Annotated in this window: 16 protein-coding genes and 3 pseudogenes; 4 read left to right on the top strand and 15 right to left on the bottom strand. The window is 42.8% G+C overall.

Annotated features, from left to right (window positions below; genetic code table 11):
- Positions 1-187: 187 nt before the first annotated feature.
- Together M979_RS13700 and M979_RS13695 are read left to right on the top strand one after the other, a co-directional pair.
- A pseudogene (locus M979_RS13700) lies at positions 188-1,431 on the top strand (DUF3396 domain-containing protein).
- 98 nt (positions 1,432-1,529) lie between these two features.
- A complete protein-coding gene (locus tag M979_RS13695) occupies positions 1,530-1,841 on the top strand; it encodes a hypothetical protein (RefSeq protein WP_034457664.1) in 312 nt (103 codons plus the stop codon).
- Between the two features lie 104 nt (positions 1,842-1,945).
- On the opposite strand, the gene M979_RS13690 is transcribed toward M979_RS13695, so the two are convergent.
- The 4 genes and pseudogenes from M979_RS13690 to M979_RS13680 form a co-directional block, all read right to left on the bottom strand.
- Positions 1,946-3,010 (bottom strand): alpha/beta hydrolase, encoded by a 1,065-nt coding sequence (locus M979_RS13690; protein WP_064555263.1) that lies wholly within the window; start codon positions 3,008-3,010, stop codon positions 1,946-1,948.
- A gap of 107 nt (positions 3,011-3,117) precedes the next feature.
- Positions 3,118-3,702 carry a flavodoxin gene (locus tag M979_RS13685; protein ID WP_064555262.1) on the bottom strand — a complete coding sequence of 195 codons (585 nt, stop codon included), beginning with the start codon at positions 3,700-3,702 and terminating at the stop codon, positions 3,118-3,120.
- A gap of 9 nt (positions 3,703-3,711) precedes the next feature.
- Positions 3,712-3,801 (bottom strand): annotated as a pseudogene (locus M979_RS23830) (carboxymuconolactone decarboxylase family protein); the annotation flags it as partial.
- A gap of 371 nt (positions 3,802-4,172) precedes the next feature.
- On the bottom strand, positions 4,173-5,279 hold the full coding sequence (locus M979_RS13680; protein ID WP_064555261.1) for a nickel/cobalt efflux protein RcnA: 1,107 nt from the start codon (positions 5,277-5,279) through the stop codon (positions 4,173-4,175).
- A gap of 121 nt (positions 5,280-5,400) precedes the next feature.
- Between M979_RS13680 and rcnR the strand changes: the two genes are divergently transcribed.
- Entirely contained in the window at positions 5,401-5,673 is a 273-nt protein-coding gene (gene rcnR, locus M979_RS13675) for a Ni(II)/Co(II)-binding transcriptional repressor RcnR (RefSeq protein WP_034457656.1), read from the top strand.
- A gap of 99 nt (positions 5,674-5,772) precedes the next feature.
- On the opposite strand, the gene M979_RS13670 is transcribed toward rcnR, so the two are convergent.
- From M979_RS13670 to M979_RS13625, 10 genes are all read right to left on the bottom strand, one after another.
- Positions 5,773-6,189 carry a DUF2000 family protein gene (locus tag M979_RS13670; protein ID WP_064555260.1) on the bottom strand — a complete coding sequence of 139 codons (417 nt, stop codon included), beginning with the start codon at positions 6,187-6,189 and terminating at the stop codon, positions 5,773-5,775.
- A 14-nt stretch (positions 6,190-6,203) separates the two neighbouring features.
- Entirely contained in the window at positions 6,204-7,487 is a 1,284-nt protein-coding gene (brnQ, locus tag M979_RS13665) for a branched-chain amino acid transport system II carrier protein (protein WP_064555259.1), read from the bottom strand.
- A gap of 246 nt (positions 7,488-7,733) precedes the next feature.
- The gene (locus M979_RS13660) at positions 7,734-8,543 is read right to left on the bottom strand and encodes a PhzF family phenazine biosynthesis protein (RefSeq protein ID WP_064555258.1); all 810 of its coding nucleotides are present in this window, start codon (positions 8,541-8,543) and stop codon (positions 7,734-7,736) included.
- On the bottom strand, positions 8,530-9,189 hold the full coding sequence (locus M979_RS13655) for a helix-turn-helix transcriptional regulator (protein ID WP_064555257.1): 660 nt from the start codon (positions 9,187-9,189) through the stop codon (positions 8,530-8,532). Before M979_RS13655 ends, M979_RS13660 begins: the two co-directional genes overlap by 14 nt.
- Positions 9,182-9,565: a RidA family protein gene (locus M979_RS13650; protein ID WP_064555256.1), complete on the bottom strand. Its 384-nt coding sequence runs from the start codon at positions 9,563-9,565 to the stop codon at positions 9,182-9,184. The genes M979_RS13655 and M979_RS13650 overlap by 8 nt, the downstream gene beginning before the upstream one ends.
- 142 nt (positions 9,566-9,707) lie before the next feature.
- Complete coding sequence (locus M979_RS13645; protein ID WP_083963932.1) at positions 9,708-10,358, bottom strand: YitT family protein; 651 nt, start codon at positions 10,356-10,358, stop codon at positions 9,708-9,710.
- 524 nt (positions 10,359-10,882) lie between these two features.
- The gene (locus M979_RS13640; RefSeq protein ID WP_167350279.1) at positions 10,883-13,108 is read right to left on the bottom strand and encodes a sensor domain-containing phosphodiesterase; all 2,226 of its coding nucleotides are present in this window, start codon (positions 13,106-13,108) and stop codon (positions 10,883-10,885) included.
- Positions 13,109-13,221: 113 nt separating this feature from the next.
- Positions 13,222-14,538: a sensor domain-containing diguanylate cyclase gene (locus tag M979_RS13635; RefSeq protein ID WP_157093249.1), complete on the bottom strand. Its 1,317-nt coding sequence runs from the start codon at positions 14,536-14,538 to the stop codon at positions 13,222-13,224.
- Positions 14,539-14,742: 204 nt separating this feature from the next.
- A complete protein-coding gene (locus M979_RS13630; RefSeq protein ID WP_064555254.1) occupies positions 14,743-15,261 on the bottom strand; it encodes a hypothetical protein in 519 nt (172 codons plus the stop codon).
- A complete protein-coding gene (locus tag M979_RS13625; RefSeq protein WP_064555253.1) occupies positions 15,258-16,037 on the bottom strand; it encodes a winged helix-turn-helix domain-containing protein in 780 nt (259 codons plus the stop codon). The genes M979_RS13630 and M979_RS13625 overlap by 4 nt, the downstream gene beginning before the upstream one ends.
- A 979-nt stretch (positions 16,038-17,016) precedes the next feature.
- On the opposite strand from M979_RS13625, the gene M979_RS13620 reads away from it, so the two are divergent.
- Complete coding sequence (locus tag M979_RS13620; RefSeq protein ID WP_064555252.1) at positions 17,017-17,622, top strand: helix-turn-helix domain-containing protein; 606 nt, start codon at positions 17,017-17,019, stop codon at positions 17,620-17,622.
- A gap of 97 nt (positions 17,623-17,719) precedes the next feature.
- Here M979_RS13620 and M979_RS23825 read toward each other — a convergent pair.
- Positions 17,720-17,836: pseudogene (locus tag M979_RS23825) on the bottom strand (HlyD family efflux transporter periplasmic adaptor subunit); the annotation flags it as partial.

The following is a 17,836-nucleotide window of genomic DNA, read 5'->3' as shown; positions in this document are numbered from 1 at the left end:
AAAAACGGTTGGCGTTATTCTGGTCGCCGTGGGTATCGGCGTTCTGGTGGTAACGCTGGGTATTCCGGAAGCCATTATTGGCGCATTTTTACTGATTGTTCGTCTGGCAATAAGCGCCTGGGGAACACTGGCGGCTATTCTCGGTACGGGTACAGCGGCACTGGCAGCCGGTTAAAAAGGAGCAGGTATGGAATTGCAGGATTTTGATCTGAACTACATCGAGAAATGGCTGCCGGAGGCCTCTGTGAAGTACAAAGACGGTAGCCCGGCGGTCAATCTCGGTCTGATTATCACCGTCTTTTTTAAAGACGGGCATACGCCAGAAGTCCGCCGCAGGATGGTGGAGTGCGTGGATCGTTTTTATGAGGAATTTAAGCCATATCTGAAGAAAACGATCACCAAAAACTGGGTGGGGATAAGTGAAAAAAATTACGCCCAAAAGCGGCAGGAGATCCTCGACTCACCCCCGAGGAGATTTTTTCCTGGTATCTGGGTAGCGCAGAGAAGGATTTTTTGGCCCCTGATTACAGCATTTTGATTATGGGGGAAAGAATTTTTCATAATGACAGTGATCGCTCAGTCATTAAGCTAACACTCCCGTTGTCACTGCTGAAAGAACCTGATGGAAAGCAGCGTTATGAAGCCTGGCTGATGTGGCTGTGTGACACTTTCACGGTGGAAAGTGGTTATGCAGGGTTGTCGTTTGCACTTCCTTATGCCCGTGAGCGAATGTTCCCCTATGAATATGCCCTGGCGCAGCGTTTTTCCGGCGTGATGGTGGATTCTCTTGGTACGCTGGAAGGCGGGGAAGCCGTTGAGGGGCTGAAAGGTGCCTGCTGGTACACCATTCTGGGTACGCCGTGGCTGGAAAAACTGGGCGGTGCAGAGAGGCAAAAACAGCGTTTAGCCAAAACGCCCGAAATCAGCCTGCTTCCTTATAATAATGGTGTAATTCTTAAAGCCGGTGAACTTCCCCCGCCACTGGGGGAGATGAAAACAGAAGGTTTATCGCCGCTGTTGGTGAAGGTGAACCAGATTATTCGTCCCATCCGCTATGACGGACACAATGGTCTGCATTTTTACTCAGAATATGAAGGACTCCAGTTCGAAAAAGAGTCGTCAATGAAATGGTTTGCCCGTTTTGACGAAGCCAGCGCCCTGCTGGATAAGGATGAAATCGGTAAATCCTACGACCCGGTGCGTATAACCCGCTGGACAGATGAAACCGCCCCTTATGCAGGACAATGGGCGTCGATTGTTAACGGTACCACCGAGTATATCCAGACCCGTGAAGGGCAGAAAATGCCACCGTTTGAGGATAAATACGGTAAGCAGCACCGTACCTGCTGGAAGCTGCTAAAACGTGATGACAAAGGTAGCGTTTATACACTTCCTGTGCCAGGTGCGGACGTTGCTCACATCAATCCATAAGAACATCATAGAAGCGGTAGTGAATAATTTGATGGGTTTACAGTGGTGAGTGATTAGAATAAACCACGTCAACAAATCATCATTATGGAGGCTGCTTAATGAGTTGCGAACAGTGTATGGATTTATGTGTTAAATACGTTATCCGTCAACCTGAACAGTTACGTAAGGCAATCCGTATCGCAAAGCATGCGCTCAGCGAAGGGATTCTGTTCGAAATTAACTCAGCGGATAACTGGAATCAATACAGCTTTCAAGAGTGTGCTGAAAAGATGATATGGGGCGATATAGTTGATTACCATTTTGTTTGTAAGCACTGCGGTACTCAGTTTGTATTGGGTGCTGAAACCTACCATGGCAGCGGTGGTTATTGGTCGCCTGAAAATGAAAAACCATCGGAAATATTTGACTAACATCCGCTCCTCGCTCAAAGCAGCCCATCACGTTCCAATTTTTTTTGATAAAAATTGATTTTTGTATTGAGCCCTCAATAATGAAAGCTCAATACTATTTCGTCCTACTGCAGATTTTTCTCTTTCAGGAATTTACTCACCAAATCAGCAATCTGCACATTATTTAAATCAGAGAACGGGAAGTGGGTATTCCCTTTGATTCCCACTTCAGGCAGATGCGTCACCGTCACATCCCCGCCATGCTTGTTCACCACGTCACGCCACTCACGAGCCATCGCCAGACGTACGCGCCAGCTGTCCTGCGCGGGCATGGCGACAGGTTTATCCGGTATGTTATCGCCGTAAATAATCAGAATCGGGATTTTGGTCAGAGCCATAAACTGCTCCATCGGCACCGGCTCACCCTTCAGCGTGTCGAACGCGCTTGGCATAGGGGCTGGGAGTTCTTTTTCCGGGAAGACAAAGCTGCTGCCTGGCTCGAAGGCGACAATGGCTTTGACCTTGTCATTTTTCATCGCCGTGTACCAGCCTGGTCCACCGCCCTGAGAGTGGGTGAAGAGGATAGCCGGGCCGGATTTATCCACGACGGCGGACATGGCGTCAGAGATAACATTGACATCAAATGGCCCGGTATTTGGGGTCATCTGACGGAAATACTGATTTAAGGCTTCTTTATCGTGAGAGAACTGCACACCTTCAAAATACGCTGGCCAGACGCCAACGCGGAACTGATTAAACCACATCTGCTCATCAGGTTTTGGCGTAACAGTCCCTTCTACAGTCGTGCGCCCTGCGCTGCCCCGTCGTGGCTGATCGACCAGATAGGTTGAGAACCCGCGACGCAGGAATATGTTCTGGAACCCTTCACGACCATCCGGCGTGCTTTCCCAGGTACGGGAGAACTGACCCGCGCCGTGTAGCATGACGAGGGGGTATTTGTGCGGATTCTCCGGGATTTGGTAGAACACAGATGCATGATCGCCATGCCAGGTTTGGCCTGCGGAATCCAGCGGCTTTTTCGCGTCAAATGTTCCTGGTGCGGTGATGATAGTGCCACCAGCAGAAAAGCTTCCCTGTTCCTGAATGACCAGTGGCTCGGCATATACCGACTGAGCCACCAGACCACCCGCCATCACGCAGATGACCAGTGTTTTTAAGATTGTCTTCAAGATTACATCCTCTGTTATGTTTGCCGTGCAATCATATCTGAGTTGTCAGCGTTAATTATTTAGTACCCCTGATAGCCCTTATTTGGCAGGCTCATGAATGCGGATGGTTAACTGCCTATCGTCTCTAACCAACGGGTGACGGTTTCTGTGGTTCTTCGCTCCTGGTCGCATTCAATGACCAGCGGTTTTTCCCGGCGGGCAGCTGGCGCGAGACTGGCAAGGATGTCGTCACTGTCTCCTTTACCGTAGCCGCCGTGAGTAATAAAGGGGATGAGTAATTTGCCCGCAAGGTTGTGGCTGCTGAGAAATGTTTGCACTACAGGTGGTACGCTGGTCCCCCAGATGGGGAAGCCTAAATACACGGTCTCATAGCGTGAGATATCTACAACGCGATTTTTTAATGCGGGTTTTACTCCTCGTTCACGCTCATTTTTCGCATGCTCAACGGTCTGGAAATAGTCTTCCGGATAAGGCATTGCCGGTTCGATTTCAAACTGATCGGTGTTCAGGCTGCGGTGAATGACGCCTGCAATGACCCGTGTATTTCCGCTGCGGGAAAAGTACGCCACCAGAACACGGCTTTTACCCTGCACGTTTGCGGTTCCGGTGTTAGCTGTCGCAAGCGGGACGTTCGCCAGCGTCAGCCCGGCAAGTGCGGTGATTAACATTCTGCGGTTGGGATCATGCTCCATAAACAGCTCCTAATTGTTTGCGAGCGCCTGTTGCAGCGCCTTTTCAGCTCGCGTTGCTGCATCATTTTCGCCATGTTCACGCAGAACCTGTGCCAGCTGTAGACACTTGCCGCTGCACTTTACATTGCGTTTTCACGCGATATACACAGATTAACGAAGTTGCGGTTAAAGATAATTACGCTGCTTAAATAGGCGCTATGAATGGAATTCATAGACCTAATCTGGAGCTGGGAATGAAATTGATGAGCCTGATGTGTCGTGGCACACTGAATTTGGCCATCTGAACAGAAGTGATATGCTCACCTCAGAACATTACAGGTGCCTCAATGAAGAAAAGAAATTTTAAAGCAGAGTTTAAACGCGAATCAGCCCAACTTGTTGTTGATCGCTACACTTCAAGTGCCTATCTTTCTCAATCCCAAAAATAATCAAAGAACAGCTATCTGGTGCATAAACACTTTCGAACCTGCTCAATTTGTGATCCCGATATAACCATGTATACCCATATACAGCCCGACCAGCGCAATTAATACACTTGAAAAATAAGGTGCTCTTCTTGCTATGGTACTAAAACCACTCCAGCGCTTTGTTGCTTGCTGAACACTCACCGCAGCCGCAACACCGACAGTCACCAGCGTTAATGCAAGACCAATACTGAAACACACCACCATTGCTGCACCCAATGTAAATGCTTTTAACTGGATACAAATCAACAGCACGGTGATAGCTGCCGGGCAGGGAATCAAACCACCAGTGAGTCCGAAAAGCAGGATCTGCCAGTTTGTCACTTCCTGACCAGTGAAACGGCGTTTGATATCGTTAGCGTGGGCCAGTTCGTGCGCGTCCTGGTATTCTTTTGAGTTTATATCCATACCTTCAAGCACCGAGTGCTCATGGTGATGATCGTGAAACTCAATATCATAATCATGTACATGACCGCGATGACCTAATGTAAGCCGCGCATTGAAGTTGTGAGGCTCAGGAATGGGTAATACAGACTCTAAGTAATCACCTTTATCCGTGAAATTAAATACCTGTGAGAATGTTCCTGCACCACGATTTGTAACCAGTGAGACTTCATTCGCTTTCCATCTGTTACCGGACAGAGTACGTAATCGCCAGTGTGAAGGCTGGTTATCCTCAAAAATAGAGAGTTCAACATTGCCATGACCAGTAATGATAACTCTGGTTTCATCATGCGAAGGGTGTTCTATCTCTTGTTCCAGCTTCCAGAGTTGTTCGCCTTTCCACGTGCGCCAGAACATCCAGATTGAGGTGCCCAGGATAATAAACGCAGAGATAAGCTGTAGCCATGGCTCGACAGATTCAGCAGTAAACTGTTTGCTGAGATACATACCGCCAAAAGCAATTAGCCAAACGATAGCTGTGTGTGAAATTGTCGCTGCTACACCCAGCATCACAGCCTGTTTAATGCTGCCTTTAATGGCAATGATAAAAGCCGCCATCATTGTCTTTGAATGGCCAGGTTCAAGGCCATGCAAAGCGCCTAATAAAATAGCGCTGGGAATGAAAAACCAGGCGTTACCCTGCTGAATGAGTGTTGCAAAATCGTTCATGAGAATGCTTCTTAGGAATTGATGAGCGATGAGATTCTACTCCCCCCCAGTACCTAATACTACCCCCCAGTAGAATGCCGATGGTACAATTTACCGAATCTTCACTCATTGAGGCTGCTGTATGTCGCACACCATCAGGGATAAACAAAAACTTAAAGCACGTACAAATAAGATTCAGGGCCAGGTAGTCGCACTGAAAAAAATGCTCGATGAGCCGCACGAATGCGCCGCTGTGTTGCAACAGATTGCAGCTATTCGTGGTGCTGTAAACGGATTAATGCGGGAAGTGATTAAAGGTCACCTTACTGAGCACATTGTTCATGAAGGTGATGAAGTTAGACGAGAGGAAGATCTTGAAGTCGTGTTAAAAGTGCTGGATTCATATATCAAATAATGGATTTATTCGCCTCGAAGGTTCTATTCTCTGATCTCTTATTCGAAACGGCTATGGCCTGCTGGCCATAGCCGGGATACCAATGCGACTTAAAGTCCTCTATTTTAATACTGAGAATTTTTTGGTGATTTGTTTTATCTTTGACGTTTCACCATATATAGCAATGGCGATAAATTCCAAATCTTCTAGTGCTGTAGCATGCGTATCCTGGATTTGTTGCTCAGATGAATGCGCCAGCATCGTCGTGGTGAAAAAATTATAAAGAATATTTTCTTTCTGGCAATGCTGTGCTGCTACCGAAAGTTGGTTGCTGTTCTTTGCCTGTAAAATAATAACGGGATAGTTGTTTAAATAAGCTGTTAGCTCACTGTCACTGTTGGTATATGTGTGAAAGCAGGGATCGCTTGCTTTTAGCATGATACCTGAGCATAGATGGCCTGTTGCATTCATTTGGGTCGCAACATCCACATTTTTGTTCACAATGACGTAAAGTTTATAATCATTATCTTCAAACATTGATTTATTCCACTTTATCTTGACGCATTTTTAGCGCGAATTGTTGTAATAGCCCAGGTAACAATAAACATTGAGATAGTCGGTATAATCCGCCCCATGCTTTCATTATAAAATGGCAGGCATTTAATAAAATCAGGTGTCAATTCATCAGGAACGATGCTCTGTATAATGCCTAAAACAAATGAAACCAACAAAGGTGGGAAGCAGATGTTTTTGGGAGCATGTTTTGTCAGCCCAATTAGCACCAGTACGATAAAGGGTGGATAAATAGCAGTTAAGGCTGGTACTGAAAACTTGATAACTTCAGTAAGTCCGATGTTGGAAATGGCGCACGATATCCCCGCCAGAATTATGACTAACAATTTATAGTTCAGGCGTAAGATTTGATGCAAATAACCAGCGCAGGCGCTGGTAAGCCCAATTCCTGTCACCAGACAGGCGAGCGTGATGATCACAGCTAAAAAGACGGTGCCTTTATACCCAAAGGAATATGCGATAAAAGATTGAAGCACAACGGCACCATTTGTTGCGTTGGGTGCCAGGAAGTGGCTATGCGCGCCCAGATAGAAAAGACTGATGTACACGTAAACAAGCCCAAGCCCGGCAATCAGGCTGGTTATCACTGAATACCGCGTGATTAAGCTTGACCGACTGACTCCACGCTGACGAATAGCCGTTATGATAATAACTGCAAACACCAATGCCGCGAGGGTATCCATTGTGAGATAACCATTGATCATTCCCCTGGAAAAGGGCATCGCTACATACTCTGGCGTGGTGATGAGTTCGTTATTGGCAGGATTCCAGAAAGCATAAATACCCAGAATTATTAATAACACCACTTTTATCGGTGAAAGATATTTACCGACAATGGTCACAAGCTTAGAAGGATTTAATGAACAAAGCACCACAGCAATAAAAAATAGCACGCTGAATAAATGCAAGGATAATGCCCCGTGCGTTGCCGGAGCTACTCCTATTTCATAGGACACAGTTGCTGTGCGTGGGCTTCCAAACAATGGTCCCAATGCCAGATAACAGATTAATGTCAGAATCAGTCCAAATATCTTACCGGCCGGTGCCGTTAGTGCTTCCAGTGAACCATTTTTATTTGCCATAGCAATGATGGCCAGAACCGGCAACCCTACACCGGTAATTAGAAAACCACTGACTGCAAACCATAGGTTATTGCCAGCCTGCATCCCAATGAAGGGTGGGAAGATAATATTTCCGGCGCCGACAAACAAAGCAAAAGTCATTAACCCTAATGTAATAACTTCACTTTTTTTTAGCTTCATTTAATATCCGTGGTGCTGATGTTGTGTTGTGAGAAAATTATAGTTTTTATTGTGCGTAATGGCTGAGCGTATAGCTATTACTCACACCATGCTGATGGTTTCTAAAGTTAATCTAACGAATTTTTGTATAAAACAAAATTATCATATCTGTACCATTAGCCATAGGCCTATTCCGTAAACTATCAGAACCATAAAAATGGTCAGTAATACGATATTGGTGTATATATTTTTATATTTTGCCATTATTTATAAAATGAAAGTGCCTTCAATCATTAATCGTGCTGAACCGTAAAGTACTACGCGCCCATCGTTGCGAACACAACAACGCAGAGTGCCTTTACGGCTGCCCCCCTGTTGAGCCAACAGTTCGTTTTTACCTGAACGCTCTGCCCAAAAAGGCGCCAGAAAGGTATGTGCAGAACCTGTTACCGGATCTTCATTCACACCGACCTGTGGGCCAAACCAGCGGGATACAAAATCAAACTCGCCGCCGCCTGGCGCTGTAACAATGACGCCACGGGTTTTGAATACGGCCAGTTTATTAAAATCGGGATTGAGGTTCTCCAGACATGATTTGTCTTTCACCAGCACAATTATATCGTCGGACAGCCAGAACCCTTCTACGTTACCAGCCAGCCCTAACGCCGCAAGCAATCCTTCTGGTTCATCAATTGGCAATGCTTTCTTCGCCGGGAAATCCATACAGTATTCATCCGCTTCTTTACTCACAGACAGAATCCCGCTACGGGTGGAGAAGTGAATAACATTTTCTGAATAATTCAGCTTATTAAAAAGCACCCATGCAGCGGCGAGAGTGGCATGTCCACATAAGTCGACTTCCACGGTAGGAGTGAACCAACGCAGATGATAACCCTCTGTTGTAGATACAAAAAATGCAGTTTCAGAAAGGTTGTTTTCGCTGGCAATAGATTGCAAAACAGAATCATCAAGCCAGTGTGTCAATGGGCACACGCCTGCAGGATTCCCCGCAAAAGGCTGCGACGCGAAAGCATCTACCTGATAGAAAGGCAACTTGGTGAGATCACTCTTTTTCACTGATTTTCTCCAGATAGTTGTAGATGGTGTAGCGCGTCACGCCGAGGACTTTAGCCATTTGATTAACACTACCTTTAATCTTAAACATTCCCATGGCGTGCGCTTCTTTGACGGCGCGCAGCCTGAATTCTTTGGTGCTCTCTGAACCTGTTGGTCGAAGGCTGGAAAGTAACTCTTCAACGGATGCTTCCGTTAATGCGGATGGGCTCGTTTCCGGGGTCTCAGTCATTCCCGGAATAGACATTAGATAGTCCAGATCTCGTTTGAGCCGCATCGCAACTTCAGTGTCAACATTCACACAGAAGGCAACAACAGGTCTGCCATTTGCATCGTAGTAAATGGTTGATGAACTGCTCAGCTTTTTACCAGCAGCTGTGGTCGAAAAATAACCGCTGAACACCTGGTAAGATAAACCCTCTTTTGGTTCGTCGAGCAAACCTAAAAAGCCATCATCTTCTTCAGGGCCTGCCAACAGCGCGTCACCTTTTTTTCGCCCGCTGACATGGCCATTAACGATGCTGATAACCGAGGCTTCTGGCCGAGTCAGATCGTGTAATACAGCTTCGGTGTTGGCGGGTAGCGTTGCTGCAAGCGCCTCAATTGACCCTGACAGAACCGAAATCAGTTGTTCACGTTCATTATTCATGGGGCGTTCCTGTACGGCATACAGCTTGAACTTCAATTTCAACATCCAGACCAAATGCCAGTTGGCTTGTGGTTACCGAACGCGCCGGAAATCCCTGCGGGAATTCATCGCGGTAAGCGGCATTGAACTCGGCAAAATTATCCATACTGCTCAGCCAAACCTGCACACGGACCACATCTTCCATCGTTGAACCCGCACGTTGTAAAACATCGCGAATTGCCTGCATGATGCGATTAGTTTGCTCGGTTACCGTTCCATAGATTGGCTGCCCATCCGCGCTCATGGATACCTGCCCTGACAGAAAAAGAAAGCCATTGGCTTCGACCACGTCGGAGAAAGGGAAGGGCTTTGTAGTCGGGTAACGAGTGAGTGTCATAGCGGAGTCTCTTGGTTGCCGTTGATGCAAAATGAGGCATTCACGGTAGCATTGCCTCAAAGGTAGTTCAACAAAATTCAACTTATCAACAAGTGTTGATTTTTTGTTGAGAATTGGATGCTGTTCCAATCCATCAATCTGTTTATTTTGCTACATACCATTCTTTTCGGTGATTCCATGCGACCAAAAAATTAAGTACTGCAGCGCCGATAAGTGAATATAAAACTAATTGGGGTTTTAAAAAGAAAAGTGAGGATGAGAACAGAACCAGATCAAAGGCCAGCTGGAACCAGCCAGCTTTGAGCCCTGTCTTTTCCTGAATGTAGATAGCTAATATTCCAATACCCCCACAACTGGATTTGTGCCTGAATAGCCCTAATAAACCAATACCAATACATAGACCAGCCAAAACAGAACCAACAAGGGGATTAAAGTAGTTGTAGGATATAAAAGAAGGTAATAACCCTGTAAAAATAGATATTAACGTCACGGCCATCAATGTATTTATCGTGAATGCAAAGCCTAATCTCATGGCTGCCAGAAGATAAAAAGGGATATTGATCAGAAAGAAAACAATTCCGAAGCTTGTTCCAGTGGCATAGGTAATGAGAAATGCCAGTCCTGCGGTCTGACCGGTGATGAGTCCGAGGCTGTGCAAAATGGACATGCCAAAAGAAATAATAATAATTCCAAAGATCTGCCCTTGAATGTTATCAATAAGGTTATGCCTGACCGATAATGGTCTATCTCCATGGGTGTTTTGTGGTTTATTGATTTTTTTTGTTTTCTTCATTTTAATATCCAAACCAGATAAAGTATCTCAATTATAGATATATGCTACTTAGCGTTATCAGAAGATATGCTGCCAGTGTCACTATAATGGTATAAATAACGACGCGTTGTTCTTTAATCTTGCAATCGGACATTGGCATTCTCTCAATTTGTCGTTCACAGTTCTTTTCTCCGCACGTATGCCGAAAAGATGTCAGTTCATTATCACCACCGTGAAAATAAAATATCAACACGGAGTTGAAATTTCAACTCCGTGTTGATATTTTATTTGATTGTTTGTATATCTTATTGTTTGAAAACAATTTTATTGATGTGACTAGTCGAGAGCCCACGTCGTTCTGGTAGCAGTCGTAACGTTTCTGTTAGAACACCATTACGGTTTAATACTCAATGACACGTACTGATGCGATTTCCTGGCGGAAAAGTGCGAATGGGTGCAGATCGCAAGGGTTTCTGTAGGCCAGAAAAACTCTATAGCTTACAAGAAACCCTTTGAAATGTGCTTTCTGCTGCCTGATTTAAGGCTTAAGTCGTTGTCTGTAAGGTTTCGATAGGCGCAGGTTTACCAATGAAGTAGCCCTGAACATAGTCAATTCCCATTCGGAATAGAGCATTCTGAATAGCTTCTGTTTCGACAAACTCAGCCACTAAAGTCATATTTTTCATTCTTGCTAACTCACAAATAGATTCCACGATTTTGTAGTCCATTTCGCTGGAAATAATATTGTGGATAAAACTACCATCGATTTTGAGTATGTTCGCCTGCATGTTTTTCAGTCGTGCATAGCTTGCATAACCTGTTCCAAAATCATCGATAGCAATTTTACAGCCCAAACGTTGTAGCGCATCCAATGTCTTATCTGCTTGTAAGTTATTAGTAAGCTCATCGGTTTCTGTCACTTCCAGAACAATCTGTTCAGGTGCAATACCGTGCTTAATTAGCATATTTTCAATGAGATGTGCCATATCGGTTCGGCAGATCGATGCTGGAGTCAAATTAATAGCGAAGCACTGGTCTGGCCGTGAATGACGGGTTTCATCCATATATTTCATAGTGTTGTTTAGCACCCACAGATCAATGCTGGATGACATGCCAAATTCATTTGCTAATGGTAAAAAGGTATCTGGGAAAATAAGTTCATCGTTGCTACCAAGCATCCTCAGCAGGACTTCGTGGTAGCGATGACCATTTTTATTTTCAATTGGCTGAACCATCAATACAAACCGATCTAACTCAAGTGCACGTTGAAGCTGATTCATCATGTCGACTTTAGTTTTAACCTGATTTTGTACCTGGCGGCTGCTTTGCTTTCTCATATCCACGGGCAAGTTTGTCGTCAGGGAGATCTCTGCCAGCGCACGTAGTTCACCAATTAATAAATACAGATGGCCTACTGGATAATTAATGATGCAGTAACTACAACCAATCTGTGGATAAAGCTTTACGCCATCTCGGGTATAACGGAATTTTTTGGCTTTGTTATGTAGTTCAGAGATTCTTTTTTCAGCATTTAATGGGGACATACGTACGATTAAATCGTGACCAGAGCTAATACAAATCAACTCATCACTTTCCAGCACAGGCTTTAAAAACTGAGCCAGCTGTTGTTTGTATTGAACTTGCATCAGCAAACCATAGCGGCGGCCTAGTAGTTCGAGGTCAGGAACGTATAACTGGCATAAGACAGATACAGTGTGTTTGTTTAAATCTGCATCAAGTGCCAGCAAATTTGGTAGATGTAAAACTGGATCGATGCTCATTAATCGTTTGGACTTAATATTCAAGGCGCGTTGCCGTGAAATATTTATAGCCATAAGGATAATGGTTATTGAAAACGCTGCGAAGCAGGATGATGCTACTGCAAGATGTAATTTAAAATCAGCTCCTGGTGGTATGAAGCTTTGATAATAGTTACAAAGAACAATTAATATAGTCCACCATATTAGAGAAATAGCGGCATGGCCCAAACGTAGGGTTCCCCATATCATCATTGGCAGCAATAACGTCAAAGTATAAATGGAGTTCATTAGTGTTAATGTATGATGTCTTGGTGAAACCATTAATACAGTGAGTATGGTAATTGCACCAAACAAAGAAATAAGTTCCGGTGCGCGCAAATCCTCTGCAACCTGATTGCGGATTTTTTTGAAGTATTTAATTAGATATAAAGGGTTACGTATTGAACGGATAACCAAATAACACATTGGTAAGCCCGTCATGTTTCCTACTAGCATTCCCTGATAACTAATTAATGTTTGTGTTGTGAATGGATTTACATACATTTGTGCACCATTTATTCCAAAAAGTCCCAGGTAGAGCTCTGCATGGTAATAATGGAGGAATAATGTTGCATTAATGAATACAAGCCAAAAGATGCGTGGTTTGGCAAGCTGATGGTACCCAAAACTAGCAAGCCCGCGCTTACCAGTAAAATAGTAATAACCTGCACAGCTTAATGCTACAGAAGTAAAATAATGAATCAATGACATTAATGCAGGTTCTAAACCTCGCTCTGGATAAACCCGGTAAAGCAGGCATAAAATAATTCCAGGTAGAGATTTAAAGCCATAAATCATTGTAAGGGCTGTAGTTAAAGCCATGTTCAGGTAATAGAAAGATATTTCGTGACCATCAATCTGCCCATAAGAACTCATATACTGAGTTATAGGATAAAGAATGAAGGGGAGGACAAGTGGTAACGCCCACCATTTGTCTTTGTACTTATTATATAATGCAGTAAATTTCATCATCAATGTCTGCTTTTTTACTAATTCCACTGTTCGGAATGATTTACAAGCATCCATTGCTTAAAAATAAGTGTTACTCACACTCGGCTATCTTGCTCTATTAATACACTCGCTCATCATGTAGGTAATACCATTGTTACCTCATCATAAAAAATAACATTGTTTTTCCCTTTGTCTTTTATGTAATACATCGCCACATCGGCTTTTTTCAATAGCGTAGCAACGTCATGCCCATGCTCTGGATAAATTGAAATCCCTATACTGGCAGATAAGAAATCAATCGTTGTTGCTGAGAGTTCATAACTATCTGAAATTCTTGAAAGCAATCTGTTTGCCAGTTGGATTGCCGCCTCTTTTGTTTGTTCACAAACGACGATGATGAATTCATCACCCCCAATTCTTGCAACAAACCCTCCGTTACCAACAACATTCCTTAGCTTTTTAGATATCTTTACTAGCAGTTCATCACCAATGGCATGCCCCCAGACATCGTTAACACGTTTAAAACCATCAAGGTCAATAAACATAATAAACAGTGGTTGTAACTGTTTATCAAATAAAGTGTTTAAATGATTTTGTAAATAAAGGCGGTTAGGTAATTGAGTTAATGAATCATGTTGGGTCATTTGTTTTAACTGCAAGTTTTTTGAGATTAACTCTCTTTTTAGAAGCTCATTACTCAAGTGTTCTTTGAAATTAATAAACCAGATAAATATAGCCAACATAAATACCAGAGCGATGAGTATTGTCATCGTCATAGCTAATGTATTTTCGATGTGATCATCATGACTCATGGCAAGGGGTGATGAGCCCATTGGAGCCATATTCATTTTGCTTGTACCCAAAAAGTGCATGATTGCTACACCGATACAAAGAGTCACGGTGGCACCTAATCGGCAGAAGTTGGCATAGATATCGTTTTTACTCGTCATGACCAACATCAGATGAGTTAAACGCAACATGCCTAATGAAGTAATAAAAATAACGATTAGTGAAAGAGCGATATAAGCATTGCTAACATACCAATCACCCGCATTGAGGATTGCAGCCATTCCCAGATAGTGCATGGAAGCTGCGGTTGCTGAAAATATCAATGCAGGCAAGATATAATGATTTTTGCGCAATCGTTTGAATAAAAAGCAACCAAAACCAAGCGAGCAACCAATAATAGCAACAATTAAGGAGGCCAGCGTTATCTTAATGTTATAATTTATAATGTGACTATGATGATGTGCCTGCATCACCATATAGTGTAAAACCCAAATACCACAGCCCATCGTTGGGCCGCTGAATAAAGGCCAGCAGTTATGTTTTTTACGAGCGCCAGCCTTACATAGCCAAAAAGAGACATAAAAAGCCAGGCAGGCAATAATTATTGCGAGTAGGACTAATGAAATATCATAATTAAATAACATATTTAACTTAAAGTTCACTCTTAAAGGAGTACATGTTTATTATAATCTTAGTGTGCAGTGGGATAATAACGATGTGTTTATTATCTTCAAGATTTTTTTATTCTTTTCCATAAATTAAAGACAACCAAAGAGTTGATTCTCTTTTAAGTACTAAAATTTTTGTGGTTATGCTCAGGACTTGTCAAATCTATCCATGCACAGAGAGGAGTTTACGGATGAAAGTCATGCATCATCAGGTAGCATGTACTTCTGGCAGTACAAGTAAGGTATACCTTCACGAGTGATGAGATCAGCATCCTTGTTCAACGCAAAAATATCGATATCGGTCACTCCTGAGCTTTTCAAATAAAAGTCAGGAAGAAATTGCTGAACAATGCCTGCGGGGGTTGTTTCACGGTTTGAAATGATAATCTGACGAGATACCCAAACCGGGCTGCGGCCATAGTCTGCGAGGGTAAAGAGGACGGTGCGCTGGACGGTGTACTCTTCTTGTGGGGTAACGTTGATGATGCCATTAATGTGTGCAATGCCTTTACCATCCCCGGATTTGAAATCGACAATTCCACGAAATGATGCTTTATCTCTGACTATCTGCAAAGTTGCCCTGCAGGCGAGAGTATGCGGGTTTTCGTCAGAAGGGTGATGAAGATATAGCACCACACCGGAAAGTATCGCGAGACACACTACAAAAATGATGCGCGTCTGTGTTCGAAGAGAGGCAATCGCGGTGAATATCTTCATTTACTATCGTACCGAGGGTAATAGACCGACTGACAGGAATTATCATGTGATAAATCCATACCGGCAGTGCAAAGAATGACTGAGATATTTTTTGTCTCAGGATAAGCTGTAATATAGAGAAATTTATTATCACTGCACATCTCAGGATGTTCCTTGATAAAGCCCTCATGACGGGAATAGTTGCTGGCATCAGCATTAACAAAATAATGGCATTGGCCATCATATTTTTTTGAGGCAACATAGCCCGAAAAATAATTCTCGCTGGATATCTTAGGATAGAGAAGTGCGCCAACTATTAGTACGGTAAACATAATAATGAGCATTTCTGCCAGGTTTAGTTTCGGCAGTTTTTTATTTTCTATTTTATTAGGTGTTACCGAGGGAGTATCTGTAAGTTCGATCTCAACCTCAGGTACAACATGATCCCATTTTTTTTCAATGGTTATTTCTTGTTGAATGAGTAGCCCTTTGCGCGGGATCGTAGTGATTATTTGCTTCTCTACATTCATTTGTAAAAATGACTTTCGTAGAGAGAGAATACTTTGATAAAAGGCGTTAAAGCTAACCTGCCTGTGGCTTTCACCCCATGCGAAAGCGAGCAACTCGTTCTGAGTAACAATTTCAGTGTGATTTCTGAGCAACAACAGCAGGCATGATGAGGCTGTCGGCTTGAGCTTTATCTGTTCATGGCTGTCTGTATGCACCAGGCACTGTTTCTCTGGTATAAATAATATTTTATTTTCAATGAGATAACATGGATTATCTGCTTCGGACATGTTGCCAGTACTCTCGTTGACTCAGGCTGGTTTTCCACCTGCTATTATAAGCACAATGTGGCATGGAATAATCCTGCCTTTTAGCGAATTTACCCTGTAGGTACTTCCTGTCTTATCAATAAACGTATGATCAACAAGTAGTTAACTATTTTTATACAATAAAAGTCATTTAAAATCAATTCGTTATAGTTGTATGTTGTTTCTTTTTTAACTGAAAAGAGAAAGTTAACAGTGCAAAGATTAAAAAAATTACGTTTCTGGCTTTAGATAAATATACTCACAGACAGAGCAGCACGAGAGGGCAGGCGTGGTATCTCAGGTTTAGATTCTCAATAATGTAAATTTGAAAATGAAATTTAATATCTGAGTATTTCAGTCGCCTTTACTCATCGTTGACGATGTCTCACCATAACAATGGGGCTATGGCCATTGAATAAACTATTTCAATTAATAGTATGTATTTATGGGGTTTCAACCTTAGTGTTTATGCTATTCAGAGTTGTATGGCTTTGGATGCAAGTTATAAAGTATAAGCAATATGATTTTTCTTGGTTCAAAGATAAGATTGATACAGTAATTGTAGTGTCAATTATTTGGCCATTGTATTTAATATATATTATTTTTCAAGTTATTTTTAATCCTTGCTGTTTATGGAATGAAAATTGTGATTGTTTGAAAAATAACGTGCCCTGATGTGGTTTTTTTGAGTGATTATTTCATTGGTAGATAATGAAATAATAATGATGTATGCGGTTGTTCATGAATGTTGAATATTGTTTGGCAGGAAATTTATAAGGCTATTTTTTTTCAAACCGCCATCCTACAATCCTCAGTATCTGATTTATCAATCGCAGGTTTACCATAATGTTCTATATTGATATACGTTCCAGGTAGTGGGTTATCAATTTACATTAGGGTGATCTCCCTGGCTTTTTGCCTGGAGATAATCTCAATCCCATAACTAGAGTAAGAGAAGCTGATGTCCATTCTTAATTTTGATGAATCTGTAATGCTCATTGGAGACGAGATTAAAAAATCTGAAAACGCCTATTTCTCTCTGAGAAAAAAACGTCAGCGCATTGAAATGAAAAGAGATGGAAGTATTTTCTATCTTGAGAAAGGTTCTGTCTCTGTTTACCGGGTTGAAAATGACCTGGTTACGGTGAGCTTTACCGCACCTGCTATCCTTGGCCTGGCACAGATGCGTAATGATGTGATGTCTCATTACCTGCGTTGTGACACAGACTGTGAGATGTGGGTGATGAATGCGGCTAATGCTAATGAGATGCTTAGCAAGAAAAACCTATGGATACATGCATTTGATATTCTGACTAATCATCTGCAGCGTTATTTCCAGCGTGAAAATTTGCGTTCACACAAAACAATTCGCGAAATCGTGACGGAACATGTGAAGCATATCTGGTCTCTTGATCCAGAAATTCGTGATAAAACATCAGTTTATACGTTTATCCTAAGCAGGAACCATATTTCACGCAGCGCTATCCATAAAGTGCTGCAGGAGTTGGTTAATGAGGGGAAATTGACGTTGAACCGTGGGAAGTTGTCTTCGTTTAACTGTCAGTAATACAAATTTGGGTGTTATGTTTTTAACGCCAATGAGCTAACTGCATCTCACCATAAAAAAAGCCGCAACATAATCTGTTGCGGCTTTTTTATCGTTTCTATCTTTCGCGTAATGCTTCTGCTTTGGCGCGAATAATCGGTTTTAGCAGATAACTCAGAATGGATTTTTTACCGGTTATAATATCGACTGATGCGACCATACCCGGAATGATGAC

Source organism: Buttiauxella noackiae ATCC 51607 (assembly GCF_001654865.1).
Lineage (GTDB): Bacteria > Pseudomonadota > Gammaproteobacteria > Enterobacterales > Enterobacteriaceae > Buttiauxella > Buttiauxella noackiae.
Note: the sequence above shows the minus strand (reverse complement) of the source record. Positions and strands in the feature narration are given on the sequence as shown.